General features: G+C 75.8%; 13 protein-coding genes and 1 rRNA gene. 4 read left to right on the top strand and 10 right to left on the bottom strand.

Going from position 1 to position 12151, the window contains the following annotated elements:
- Positions 1 to 95 precede the first annotated feature (95 nt).
- Positions 96 to 950 (top strand): TetR family transcriptional regulator, encoded by an 855-nt coding sequence (locus tag ABD644_RS09625; protein WP_344688629.1) that lies wholly within the window; start codon positions 96 to 98, stop codon positions 948 to 950.
- Between the two features lie 57 nt (positions 951 to 1007).
- On the opposite strand, the gene ABD644_RS09620 is transcribed toward ABD644_RS09625, so the two are convergent.
- The 5 genes from ABD644_RS09620 to ABD644_RS09600 all read right to left on the bottom strand — a co-directional run bounded on the left by ABD644_RS09620 (position 1008) and on the right by ABD644_RS09600 (position 5766).
- Positions 1008 to 1724, bottom strand: coding sequence for a class I SAM-dependent methyltransferase (locus ABD644_RS09620; RefSeq protein ID WP_344688628.1), 717 nt, complete (start codon positions 1722 to 1724; stop codon positions 1008 to 1010).
- Positions 1725 to 1801: 77 nt separating this feature from the next.
- The gene (gene recN, locus ABD644_RS09615; RefSeq protein WP_344688627.1) at positions 1802 to 3643 is read right to left on the bottom strand and encodes a DNA repair protein RecN; all 1842 of its coding nucleotides are present in this window, start codon (positions 3641 to 3643) and stop codon (positions 1802 to 1804) included.
- Complete coding sequence (locus ABD644_RS09610; RefSeq protein ID WP_344688626.1) at positions 3618 to 4751, bottom strand: NAD kinase; 1134 nt, start codon at positions 4749 to 4751, stop codon at positions 3618 to 3620. Before ABD644_RS09610 ends, recN begins: the two co-directional genes overlap by 26 nt.
- Entirely contained in the window at positions 4748 to 5545 is a 798-nt protein-coding gene (locus ABD644_RS09605) for a TlyA family RNA methyltransferase (protein ID WP_344688625.1), read from the bottom strand. The genes ABD644_RS09610 and ABD644_RS09605 overlap by 4 nt, the downstream gene beginning before the upstream one ends.
- A complete protein-coding gene (locus ABD644_RS09600; RefSeq protein WP_344688624.1) occupies positions 5545 to 5766 on the bottom strand; it encodes a hypothetical protein in 222 nt (73 codons plus the stop codon). Before ABD644_RS09600 ends, ABD644_RS09605 begins: the two co-directional genes overlap by 1 nt.
- Before the next feature lie 166 nt (positions 5767 to 5932).
- Here ABD644_RS09600 and ABD644_RS09595 point away from each other — a divergent pair, with 166 nt between their 5' ends.
- Complete coding sequence (locus tag ABD644_RS09595) at positions 5933 to 6262, top strand: alkyl sulfatase C-terminal domain-containing protein (RefSeq protein WP_344688999.1); 330 nt, start codon at positions 5933 to 5935, stop codon at positions 6260 to 6262.
- Positions 6263 to 6297: 35 nt separating this feature from the next.
- Here ABD644_RS09595 and ABD644_RS09590 read toward each other — a convergent pair whose 3' ends face one another.
- Both ABD644_RS09590 and ABD644_RS09585 read right to left on the bottom strand, forming a co-directional pair.
- Positions 6298 to 7398, bottom strand: coding sequence for an HAD-IIA family hydrolase (locus ABD644_RS09590; protein ID WP_344688623.1), 1101 nt, complete (start codon positions 7396 to 7398; stop codon positions 6298 to 6300).
- Entirely contained in the window at positions 7395 to 7790 is a 396-nt protein-coding gene (locus tag ABD644_RS09585; RefSeq protein ID WP_344688622.1) for a tetratricopeptide repeat protein, read from the bottom strand. Before ABD644_RS09585 ends, ABD644_RS09590 begins: the two co-directional genes overlap by 4 nt.
- A 106-nt stretch (positions 7791 to 7896) precedes the next feature.
- On the opposite strand from ABD644_RS09585, the gene ABD644_RS09580 reads away from it, so the two are divergent.
- Complete coding sequence (locus ABD644_RS09580) at positions 7897 to 9219, top strand: DUF1015 domain-containing protein (RefSeq protein WP_425547418.1); 1323 nt, start codon at positions 7897 to 7899, stop codon at positions 9217 to 9219.
- Between the two features lies 1 nt (position 9220).
- Here the strand turns inward: ABD644_RS09580 and ABD644_RS09575 are convergent, their stop codons facing one another.
- Both ABD644_RS09575 and ABD644_RS09570 read right to left on the bottom strand, forming a co-directional pair.
- Positions 9221 to 9580, bottom strand: a complete 360-nt coding sequence (locus ABD644_RS09575; RefSeq protein ID WP_344688620.1) for a single-stranded DNA-binding protein — start codon at positions 9578 to 9580, stop codon at positions 9221 to 9223.
- Positions 9581 to 9672: 92 nt separating this feature from the next.
- A complete protein-coding gene (locus ABD644_RS09570; RefSeq protein WP_344688619.1) occupies positions 9673 to 10263 on the bottom strand; it encodes a hypothetical protein in 591 nt (196 codons plus the stop codon).
- Between the two features lie 48 nt (positions 10264 to 10311).
- On the opposite strand from ABD644_RS09570, the gene ABD644_RS09565 reads away from it, so the two are divergent.
- Positions 10312 to 11940, top strand: coding sequence for a hypothetical protein (locus tag ABD644_RS09565; RefSeq protein ID WP_344688618.1), 1629 nt, complete (start codon positions 10312 to 10314; stop codon positions 11938 to 11940).
- Positions 11941 to 12026: 86 nt separating this feature from the next.
- Here ABD644_RS09565 and rrf read toward each other — a convergent pair.
- Positions 12027 to 12143: ribosomal RNA gene (gene rrf, locus ABD644_RS09560) — 5S ribosomal RNA — on the bottom strand.
- Between the last annotated feature and the right edge of the window lie 8 nt (positions 12144 to 12151).

Here is a 12151-nt window from a genome sequence, read left to right as displayed (position 1 = left end):
ACCGTGTCCGACACTACGGGCGCCGCGACACGCGGGGATCGCCCGGCCCGGCCGCTGCGCGGGACCGTTACCGACTCGTGACTAGCGTGGCCCGTGTGACTCGAGTGGCCCACGCCCTGCCCGTGACCGACCCCGGGAGCCCCACCCCGGCCCCGGCGGAGGTCGCTCCCTCGACGACCCCTCCCAGCGCCCTGATCAGGACGTTTCCCTCAGTCAACCCTTCCGCCGACGACGTCCCCCAGCCGTCGACGACCTCCGGGACCGCCCCTGACCCCGGCGGTTCCGGAGCGCCGGCGGCCGAGCCGCGGCGCCCCCGCGCCAAGGCCGGCGCGCGGGAGCGGCGCCGCCAGGAGACCCGCGAGCGGATCGTCGACGCGGCCGCGGAGTTGTTCGCGGAGCGTGGTTTCGACGCCGTCAGCGTGATGGAGATCGCGCGCCGCGCCGGCGTGGTCGAGAAGACCGTCTTCAACCACTTCCCGGTCAAGGAGGGCCTGGTCTTCGACGCCGACCCGCCCATGCGGGCCGCGCTGCTCGACGCCGTCCGGCGCCGCCCGGCCGGCGAGTCGGTGTCGGCGGCGGCGGGCAGCTTCGTCGTCTCCGTCGTCGGCCTGCTGGGCTCCCCGGAGGCGGCCGACGGCGTGGCGCGCATGGCGAAGGTGATCCGCGGCAGCCGCACGCTGCTGGTGCGCGAGCGCGAGATCCTCGGCGAGATCACCGACGCGCTGGCCGCCCTGATCGCCGACGAGACCGACGCCCGGTCGGGTCAGCTCGAGCCGTGGCTGGCCGCGCACGCGGTGCTCGGGCTCTACGCGTCGCTGCTGGAGCTCGCCCGCGACCGGGTGCTGGCCGGCGTCACGGGTGAGCCTTTGGCCGCCGAGCTCCGCCGCCGCGGCCAGCGGGGTCTGTCCCTGCTGCAGTTCGGCCTCGCCGGCTACGCCAAACGGCGCTGACGAGCTTTCCGTACCGAAAGCTGCGGCGTGCGGCCGCGCTTTCTGTACCGAAAGCTGTCAGGGGCAGAACTGCAGGGAGCGCAGCAGCTGATCGGCGCGATCGCCGGGGACGTCGGGGTTCCGGGTGAAGAGGGCGACCGCGACCATGTAGCCGTCGTCGGCCGCCCAGGCCCGGCCCTCCGCGCACATCTGCCGGATGTGCGCCTGGACCTTCGGCTCGCTGCTGTACCGGCCGTAGTCCAGCGCCATGGCGAGGAAGTTGGCGACCCGGTAGCCCAGATCGCCGGCGGTGCGGACGGTGGCCACCGGGTCGGAGTAGCTAGCGACCGCGGTGACGACGTTCTCGTAGCCGGCCTTGAACAGCTGAAGCACCAGGTCGTTGCCGTGCACGCCGCCCCAGAGCTCGGGCATCAGGATGTCGCGGTCGGGCGCGGGGATGTAGGGCGGGTTGGAGATGACGGTCGACACCGCCGTCCCCCCGGTGGAGTCGGCCCGGTCGAAGAAGTCGCCGAGCTCCACGGCGTACCGGTCGGCGACCCCCTTCGCGGCGATGTTCGCGCGGGCCTGCAGCACCGAGGCCTCGCTGATGTCGAAGCTGGCGACGCGCAGTTCCGGCAGGTTGGCGACGACGTCGGCGATGGCCGTGGCGTCACCCGTACCGAGCTCGACGATGCCCTCCTCGCCCCAGCGCAGCTGCGCCCGGTACTGCTCCAGCAACAGGCAGACGGAGAACCCGTAGTGGGCCGACTCGTCGGCCGAGGAGAAGCACGTCACGGGGCGCCCCTACCCGGATTTCCGGACGGGTACGCCCCGGATCGCGGGTCCGTGCTGCGACCGTGACCTGGTGCCCGTCAGGCCCGATCGGCCGCGACGGCGAGCAGCTCGCGGGCGTGGGCCTGACCGGTGTCGCTGTCGGCGAGCCCGGACAGCATCCGCGCCAGTTCCCGCACCCGGTCCTCGTCCTCGACGGCCCGGATGTCGGTGGCGGTCACCCCGGCGCCCGTGTCGGGCGACTTGTCGACGACGAGGTGCGTGTCGGCGAACGCGGCGACCTGGGCCAGGTGGGTGACGACGACGACCTGGTGGTCGCGGGCCAGCCGCGCCAGCCGGCGCCCGATCTCGCCGGCGGCCTGCCCGCCGACGCCGGCGTCGACCTCGTCGAAGACCATCACCGGCACGGGGTCGGCGCCGGCGAAGACGACCTCGATGGCCAGCATCACGCGCGACAGCTCGCCGCCCGAGGCGCCCTTGTGCACCGGCCGGGCGGGGGCACCGGGGTGGGCCGCCAGCAGCAGGGCCACCTCGTCGATCCCGTCGGGCCCGGGCTGGTCGGGGTCGCTCTCGATCGAGAAGGACACCCGCGCGCTCTTCATCGCCAGGCCGGCCAGCTCGCGGCCCACCTCGGCGGCGAAACCGTCCGCGGCCTCCCGGCGGCCGGCCGAGACCCGCCGTCCCAGCTCGTCGACCCTCACCCGGGCGGCGTCGCGCTCCCGCTCCAGCTGCTCGAGGGCCTCGTCGGACACGTCGAGCTCGGCCAGCCGCCCGGCCGCGTCCTCGGCCCAGGCGAGCACGCCCGTGGCGCCGGTGCCCGGCTCGGCGTACTTGCGGACGAGTGCGGTGAGCGCGGCCCGCCGGTCCATGACCTCGGCCAGTCGCGCGGGGTCCGCGTCGAGATCGGCGACGTAGCTCGCGAGCTGGCCGGCGACGTCGGAGACGACGGCGACGGCGTCGGCGAGGTCCTGGGCCAGCAGGACCAGCGCCGGGTCGTCGGAGGCCGCGAGCGAGCGCTCTGCGGTGGCCAGGGCCGCGGTGGCGTCCTGCGGCACCAGTCCCCCGTCGAGGCCGCCGCCGAGGTCGCCGGTGAGGTCGCCGACCAGGGCGAGCCGCGCCTCGTCGGCCGCGGCGCGCAGCGCGTCGGCGTCCGCGAGCCGCCGGGCCTGCGCGTCGAGCGCCTCGTCCTCGCCGGGCTCGGGAGCGACGGCGGAGATCTCCTCGAGCCCGTGCCGCAGCACGTCGGCCGTCTGGGCCAGCTCGCGCGCCGAACTGCGCCGCCGCTCGAGGTCGGCGGCCAGCTGCCGCCAGTGCTGGTGGGCCTCGCGGTAGCGCTCCAGCAGCTGCAGGTGCGCGGAGCCCGCGTAGCGGTCGAGGGCGCGGCGCTGCTCGGCCGGGCGGGACAACCGGAGCTGATCGGTCTGCCCGTGCACGGCCAGCAGGCCCTCGGCCAGCTCGGCGACGACACCCACGGGGACGGCGCGGCCGCCGAGGAACGCGCGCGAGCGGCCCTCCGCGCTGACCGTGCGGGCGAGGATGAGGCTGCCGTCGTCGTCGGGGTCGGCGCCGGCGTCGGCTGCGCGCTCCCACACTGGCGAGTCGGCCGGCAGTTCGAGTCGGCCCTCGACGCCGGCCCGGCCGCTGGCGCGGACGCGACCGGGGTCGGCCCGCCCGCCGAACAGCAGGGTCAGGCCGGTGACCACCATCGTCTTGCCGGCGCCGGTCTCGCCGGTCACGACGGTCAGACCGCTGCCCAGCTCCAGGGTGACGTCGTCGATGGCGCCCAGCCCGCGGATCCGCAGCTCGGTCAGCCGGCCAGGTGATGTGCTGGAACGGCCCTCCCGCGGGGACCCGCGCCGAGCGTCAGCGAGGGGTGCGGGGCCGGAGGGTCCGTGCTCAGCCGTCGTCGCGCGTGCCGGCACCGCCCACCTCCCCCGCGACGACGTCGGCACCGACGTCGCCGTCGATGTGCGTGTCGGCGTCCGCGTCGAGCACGCGGCCGTCGCCGGTGACGACGTCACGGGACAGCACGGTGCGGCTGGTGAACAGCTCGTGGCCGGGGCCGAGGTGCCGCGCGTCGCGGAAGCCGCGCACCGGCAGGCCGAACTTCGCGACCAGCCGGTCGCCGAAGGTGGAGGCGTGCACGCGGGCGATGCGGACCGGCCGCTCGGCGCGGCGCACGTCCACCCGGCCGCCGTCGGGGATCTCGACGACCCGGCGGCCGTCGGCCGAGACCCGGGCGGTGTTGCCGTCGGGCGGGACCGCGACGGTCAGCACCGAGTTGGGCGAGGTCACCAGCGGGCGCGCGAACAGGGCGTGGGCGTTGCTCGGCACCAGCAGCAGCGCCTCGACGTCGGGCCAGACCACCGGACCACCGGCGGAGAACGCGTACGCCGTCGAGCCGGTGGGGGTCGCGCACAGGACGCCGTCGCAGCCGAAGCTGGTCAGGGGCCGGCCGTCGATCGCCAGGACGACGTCGAGGACGCGGGACCGCTCGGCCTTCTCCACCGACACCTCGTTGAGGGCCCAGGTGCCCCCCACGACGTCGCCGTCGCGGTCGAGCACGTCGACCTGCAGCGCCAGGCGCTCCTCGACCCGGTAGAGGCAGCGCTCGATGGCACTGAGGGTCTCCTCGACCGCCTCGGGCTCGGTCTCGGCCAGGAAGCCGACCCGGCCGAGGTTGACGCCCATCAGTGCGGCGTCGGTGTAGCGGGCCAGCTCGGCGGCCCGCAGGAAAGTGCCGTCACCACCGAAGACCATGACGATCTCGGCGTCGCAGGCGGCTTTCTCGTCACCGGGCACGACCTCGGCGCCGTCGATCGCGAGGTCGTCGGCCTCCTCTGCCAGCAGCCGCACCGTGATGCCGCCGGCCATGAGCCGGGCGGCAGAGGTCCGGGCCAGCTCGACGATGTCGTGCCGCCCGGTGTGCACGGTGAGCAGGACACGACGGACGTGCGCGCCGGGCGTCCCCGCGCTCGGCTCGTTCCCGGCCCGCTCCTCGCGGCGATGCTCACGCCCCTGTCCGCTCACTGCGGCCCTTCCTGAACTGCTCGACGGATGTCCTCTTCCTGCGGCGCGCCGGCGTCGTGGCGCAGCCACAGGAAGAACTCCACGTTCCCAGCCGGACCGGGCAGCGGGCTGGCCACCACACCGGCGGTACCCCATCCGAGTGCCGCGGCAGCGCGGGCGACCTCGAGCACCGCTTGGACGCGATGCTCGGGGTCACGCACCACTCCCCCGGCGCCGAGGCGCTCGCGACCGACCTCGAACTGCGGCTTCACCATGGGCAGCAGGTCGGCGTCGCCCCGGGCGCAGCCGATGAGCGCGGGGAGGACCAGCCGGAGCGAGATGAACGACAGGTCGGCGACGACGAGGTCGACCGGCCCGCCGGTGGCGTCCGGGGTCAGCGTGCGGACGTTGGTGCGCTCGAGCACGCGCACCCGCTCGTCGGTGCGCAGCGACCAGGCCAGCTCGCCGTAGCCCACGTCGACGGCGACGACCTCGGCCGCGCCGCGGCTGAGCAGCACCTCGGTGAAACCGCCGGTGGACGCACCCGCGTCGAGCGCCCGGCGGCCCTCGACTGCGACGCCGAACGCGTCGAGCGCGCCGAGCAGCTTGTGCGCGCCGCGGGAGACCCAACTGGGCTGGTCGGGATCGGTGCGGACGACGACGGGGGTGCCGGCCTCGACGCCGGTCGCGGGCTTGGTCGCGGCGCGACCCGAGACGGCGACACGTCCTTCGGCGATGAGGGCGACGGCGTGCTCGCGGGACCGCGCCAGGCCCCGGCGCACGAGCTCGGCGTCGAGCCGGCTGCGGCGGGCCATCAGACCTGGTCGATCGTGCCGAGCTCGCGCTGGAGCCGGTCGTGCTCGGCCTCGAAGACGGCCACGTGCTCGGACACCGGCTGCTGGTCGAGGTCGGCGAAGCGGGCGTCGTCCGAGGACCGCTCGCCGGTGGCCGCGTCGCCGGGTCCCCCGCCCTGTCCGGGCACGGGGCCGGGACGCGGCGGTCCGGGGACCGGTCGCTCCGGGCTCGGCTCGGTCATGTCACTGGCTCCTCAGGCGGTGAAGGACGGCGGCGGGGGGCGGCGTCCGTCCGCTCCGGAGGTTACCGGCCGCGGACGACGGGCACGGGGCAGTGGAGCGGAGCGGTACCGTCCCGCAGCCGACAGAACGCCCATCGACCTGGGGAGGCGCGCCCGCGTGGCCACGATGGATCAATGCCTGATCGCGCTCGAGGAGATCCTCGGCGACCTCGCGTCCAGTCCCGCCGCGGCCGGGCTGGACCGGAGCCTCTCGTGCCGGCTGACCGATCTCGACGAGGTGGTGCTCGGGCGGCTCGGGGGCGGTGCGGTGCGCGACCTGCACGTGCTCCCGCACGGCCCGGCGGTGCCGAAGGCCGACATCCGCCTCACCATGACCAGCGACGACCTGATCGCGCTGACGGCCGGCCACGTCCACTTCGGCCAGGCGTGGGCCACCGGCAGGGTGAAGCTCGAGGCGGGCCTGCGCGACCTGCTGCGGCTGCGCAAGCTCCTCTGAGAAGCACGCTCCGCTGAGAGCGCCGGCCCCGGCACCTACGAAGGGGCCATCCCCCAGCGGTGCAGCGCCGCGGCCGCGTGCTCATCGGCGGGAACGACGTCCGCCGGGGCGCCGTGGACCGGGTGCCGGGCCCAGTGGGCGACGCACAGGGCGCGGAGCCCGTCGAAGCCGTCGTCCTTCGCTGGGGCATCGCCGCCGCTGGGCACATGTGCACCGGTGAGCACCAGGACGTCGCTGCCCTCCCCCGGTGCGGCCCGCCACGTCCCGCACCGACGACCCGATCCGTCCCGCTGAACCGGCGGGTGCGGGACCAGCAGTCCGCCGCAGTCCTGCGCCAGCAGGTCGGGGCGGTGGTCAGCGCGGGCCGCCAGCAGCGCCGCGGCGTCGGTGACCCCGGTGAAGACGAGCAGGCTCGCCGCACCGGCACGGCGCGCGCCTTCGATGTCGGTGTCGAGCCGGTCGCCGACCACGAGTGGCCGCCGTGCTCCGGTCCGCGCGACGCACTCGGCGTGCATCGCCGGGTCGGGTTTGCCGGTGACCAGCGGCGTGGTCCCGGTGACCGTGCTGACGACGTTCACCATGGCGCCGTTGCCCGGCAACGGCCCCCTCGGCGAGGGGATGGTCGCGTCGGTGTTGGTCGCCACGTGCCGGGCCCCGTTGCGCACCGCGACGACCGCCTCGGCGAGCTGGGCCCACCCGACCTCCGGGCCGTACCCCTGGACGACGGCGACCGGCTCCTGGGCGGCGCCGTCGACGACGGTGAGTCCGGCCGCCCGCAGGGCCGCAGCCACACCGGGACCGCCCACCGGCAGCACCCGCGCGCCGGCTCCGAACAGGCCGGCGACGACCGAGGCAGCCGCCTGGGAGCTGGTGATGACGTCGTCCGGCGCGGCCAGGACGCCCAGCTCGCTGAGGTGAGCGGCCACCGTGTCGGGCGTGCGGGCCGCGTTGTTGGTCACGAAGCCCAGCCGCATCCCGGCGGCCCGCGCCGACTCCAGGGCGGCGGGGACTCCCGGAACCGCGTTCGGCCCGACGTAGACCACCCCGTCGAGGTCGAGCAGGGCCACGTCGAAGACCGTGCACGGCGGCTGGTCGCAGCCGCGCGCGAGGAGTTGCTCCGCCGGGGCCCCGGTCATGCCGACCCCGCCGCCTGCCGCGCCCGGACACCTCGGAGCGCCCGCGCGTAATGCCCGAGGTCGGGGCGCATGGCGACGGCGAGCGCCAGGTGTTCGGCCGCCAGGGCGAGGTCGCCCGCGCGGCTCGCGGCCAGGCCCAGCCCGAACTGCGCGTAGTCGTCGGTCGGGTTCATGGCGGTGAGGGTGGTGAAGCTCTGCACGGCGTCGTCGTAGCGGCCGGCGTCGTACTGCGCCCGGGCCAGCGCCTCGAGGATGCTGCGCGACTGCGGCTCGGCCTCGGCCGCGCGGACCAGCAACGTGGCCGCCGCCTGCGGATGGCCGTCGTCGAGCAGCCGCAACCCGCGCTGGTACCACTCGTACACCCCACCCTCGGGGGGTCGGTCCTCGGACACCTGCGCCCCTCCCCCTCGGGCCGTACCGGCCGGACCGCCGCTGCGCCGCCCGGCGGGTGCGTGGACCGCCCGCGGGAACGGACCGCGGCCGAGCGCTCCTACGATCATGGTCGTGCCCTCGTCGTCGGAGTCCTGGTCGTCCGCACCCGCGACCGGACTGGAGGTCCGGCCCTTCCGGGCCCTGACCTACCGGCGACGGGATCCCGAGCACCTCGCCCGGGTGAGTTCGCCAGCCTACGACCTGGTGACCGCCGCCGGCCGGGATCGACTGGCCGAGGCCGACCCGCACAACATCGTGCGCCTCATCCTTCCCCGGCTCGACCCCGGCCCCGGCACTGCCGACGACGAGGGCGCCGGCCGCTCGGCGGACCTCGCCGCCGCCACGCTGGCCGAGTGGCGTGCGCACGGCGTGCTCGACCGTGACGACCGCCCCGCGCTCTGGCTCTACGAGATGACCTCGCCGGGCGACGGAGCCGCCACCACGGGATGGCTGGGGGCGGTGGGGCTGCCCGGCCCGGGCTCCGCGGCCGTGCTGCCGCACGAGGACACGTACCCGCTGGCTGTCGAGGGACGCCGCGCGCTGCTCGCGGCCACCGCAACCGACCTCGAGCCGATCGTGCTGGCGCACGACGCCGACCCCGAGGTCGCCGAACTCACCGCCTCGGCGCGCGACGGAGATCCCACCCTCGAGGTAGCCGACGACGACGGCGTCCTCCACCGCCTCTGGCGCGTCACCGACGAGGCACTGCTCACCAGGCTCCGGGCGGCCCTGGCCCGGACCGGCGCCGTGATCGCCGACGGTCACCACCGCTTCGCCGCCGCCCGGGCCAACGCGCGCCTGCAGCCGGACCTGCCCGGCGGCGACGCCGTGCTGGCCCTCGTGACACCGATGGGGCCGGGCGGCCTGCGTGTCGACGCCATCCACCGCGTGGTCCCCGACCTGCGGCTGGACGCGGCGGTCGGCTCGGCCGTCAATGCGTTCCGGGTGGACGAGGTGGTCACGTCCGGCCCGGACGGGACCGTGGCCGCGATCGGGCGGTGGCTGGCCGCGCCGGGGCGCGGGGAGTTCCTGCTCAGCGACGGCACACGGGTGGTGCGTCTGTCGGCCCCGGCGCCGTCCGTCGTGGCGGCCGTTCCGGCCGAAGCGCCGCCGGCCTGGCGGGGGCTCGACGTGGTGCTCGCCCACCACGGCCTGCTCACCGGCCTGTGGCATCGCCGGGACGACCCCGACTCCGTCCTCATCGCGCACAGCGTCGACGAGGCGCTCCGAACCGCGCGGGAACGGGCCGGCGTGGCCCTGCTGCTGAAGCCGCCCTCACCTGCGGACGTCGCCGCCGTGGCCCGGGCCGGTGCCCGGATGCCGCGCAAGTCCACGCTGTTCGTGCCGAAGCCCCGGACCGGCCTGGTGCTGCGCCCGCTCGCCGACTGAGTCAAGCGGTTCGCACGTCGGGACCACCCGCCGACCGCGGGACCTTGCGGCCGCGCCGGCAGTTGACCTCGCACACCGAGGCGGTGCCCGTTCCGGTGCGCCAGAACCGACGCTGCAGGGCGCCTTCGACCTCGACCACGTCACCCGGCTGCCAGACGGCCGCCCGGCGCTGGAGGCCGCGGTCGTAGGTGATGCAGGTCAGCACGTCGACCGACTGACCGCGCGCCCGCGGCTCGGGACGGCGAACCACCAGCCGGAAGGTCAGCAGGAGGTCACCACTGGGCAGGGTGCGCGCCTCCGCGGGCGCCGACAATCGCCCGCGGAGCACCACGTCGTTCCGGTCGATCACAGCCACGCTCATGGACCGAGCCTGGCGTGGAGTGCCCGCCCGTCCCAGGGCTCCCGGCGATCTGTGGATGCCGACAGCGCATGTGGACAGGCGGACCGCCCGTGTCAGTCCTGTGGGCTGTGGGGCTCGCCCTCCGGGGGCTCGGTCTCACCGAGCAGCTCGGCGACCTCGGCTTCCACCTGCGCGTTGAAGTCCGCGCCGAGGTCCTCGTCGTCCTCGGGTAGGCGCTCCACGACCTCGGGGGCCTGGTCGGCGGGCATGTCCTCGCCGGTGGTGGTCAGTGGCTCCTCGACGTCGTCGTCGATCTCGAGCTCGATCTCGTCGAACACGATGTCGTCGTCGTCCGGGCTCGCCGCGGCGACGACGGCGGACCACTCGGCCGCTGCCTCGTCCTCGCCCATGACCCGGAGCAACTCCGCGTAGGCCGCGGCCACCCGCACCTGGTCGGGGTCGTCGACGTCGAGCCGCGCAGGATCGGGACGCCCTCCCAGGGCACCCTCGAGCACGAGACGGGCCGCCGCGTGCTCGCCGAGGTCGCTGCGGGCTCCCGCTTCCACGAGACGCAGTTCCGTGGTCTCGTCGGCTTCCGGCCCTTCCGCCAGCGCCTCGGCGACGAGCCGGAGCGCGACGTCGGGGCGGCCGAGGGCGCGCTCGCAGTCGGCCAGGACCGCCCGGTACCCCCGGTCGCCGCTCATCCGGCGGTAGGCCCGGATCTCGCGTGCGGCCTCCGCGTAGTCCCCCGCGTGATAGGCAGCGACACCGACCGCTTCGCGGACGGCGGCGACCCGAGAGGCGCGATCGCGAGCGGCGCGCGCGTGGGCGAGGGCCTGGTCGGGGTCCTCGTCGACAAGTGTCCCGGCGGCGACGAGGTGGCCGGCCACCCGCTCTGCGTTCCGCGGGTCGAGTCCTCGGAGGGACGAGCGCACCGCGGGGTCGAGATCCCGGACGTCGACCCACTCCGGCAGCTCGGGCCCCGCGGGGAGCGGGGGCCGCCGGTCGTCGCGGTCGTCGGTGCCGCGCGCCGTCGGGCGGCGATCCTGCCACTGCGGTCGGCCGCCCGCCTGAGGACGGCCACCCGACGGACGACGGTCCTGCCACTGCGGCCGGTCACCCTGCGGGCGCTCCCCAGCAGGCCGGCGGTCCTGCCAGGAGGGGCGGTCGCCCTGCGGACGGTCACCGGCGGGACGGCGGTCCTGCCACTGCGGCCGGTCACCCTGCGGGCGCTCACCACGCTGCGGACGGTCACCGGCGGGCCGACGGTCCTGCCACTGCGGCCGGTCCCCCTGCGGGCGCTCCCCTGCGGGCCGACGGTCCTGCCACTGGGGACGGTCACCCTGCGGGCGCTCACCACGCTGCGGACGGTCACCGGCGGGCCGACGGTCCTGCCACTGCGGCCGGTCCCCCTGCGGGCGCTCCCCTGCGGGCCGACGGTCCTGCCACTGGGGACGGTCGCCCTGCGGGCGCTCACCACGCTGCGGGCGCTCCCCTGCGGGCCGGCGGTCCTGCCACTGCGGGCGGTCACCCTGCGGGCGCTCACCACGCTGCGGACGGTCACCGGCGGGCCGGCGGTCCTGCCACTGCGGCCGGTCGCCGCGCTGGGGACGGTCTCCGGAGGGCCGGCGGTCTTGCCACTGCGGGCGGTCGCCGCGCTGGGGACGGTCTCCTGCGGGCCGGCGGTCCTGCCACTGGGGACGGTCACCCTGCGGGCGCTCGCCGCGCTGAGGGCGGTCGCCAGCGGGCCGGCGGTCCTGCCACTGCGGCCGGTCACCCTGCGGGCGCTCGCCGCGCTGAGGGCGGTCGCCAGCGGGCCGGCGGTCCTGCCACTGCGGCCGGTCACCCTGCGGCCGTTCGCCGCGCTGCGGGCGGTCGCCAGCGGGCCGGCGGTCCTGCCACTGCGGCCGGTCCCCCTGGGAACGGTCTCCTGCGGGCCGGCGGTCCTGCCACTGGGGACGGTCACCCTGCGGGCGCTCGCCGCGCTGCGGGCGGTCCCCGGCGGGCCGACGGTCCTGCCACGCGGGGCGGTCACCGGCGGGCCGGCGGTCCTGCCAGCCACCCCTTTCGTCACGGGACGGGGATCCGCCTCGGCCGGCGCCTCGGTTCGTGCCCGGCTGATCGGTGCCGCGAGATGTCCCCGCAGCGCGTCGGAAACCGCCGGAAGCAGCACTCCGGCCACCAGCGCCGCCTCGGGATGCGCCGGCGCCCCCACGGGCCCCTCCACCGCGCGGAGCACCGGAACCACTGCCGCGGGAGAAGCCAGAGCTCCCTCGCGGGTTACCGGAACCGCGACCGTCGCCGGAGCCACGGGATCCCCGGGACCCCCCGGAACCGCCTCGTGGAGCTGTCATGACTTCTGGGTACCTCACTACTGCTGAGCGCGCGTGCGCTCTGACGGCATGGACCGGACACAACGCGAACGGGGGTCAGAGCCTGTGGCTCTGACCCCCGTTCGGTAATGGTTGTCCGGCGGCGTCCTACTCTCCCACCCCGTCTCCAGGGCAGTACCATCGGCGCTGAGAGGCTTAGCTTCCGGGTTCGGAATGTTGCCGGGCGTTTCCCTCTCGCCATGGCCGCCGTAACTCTGTG

Origin of the sequence: Blastococcus jejuensis (assembly GCF_039534705.1) — a bacterium.
Classification (GTDB): domain Bacteria; phylum Actinomycetota; class Actinomycetes; order Mycobacteriales; family Geodermatophilaceae; genus Blastococcus_B; species Blastococcus_B jejuensis.
The sequence above is the reverse complement of the archived record's forward strand: the minus strand, read 5'-3'. Positions and strand labels throughout refer to the sequence as shown.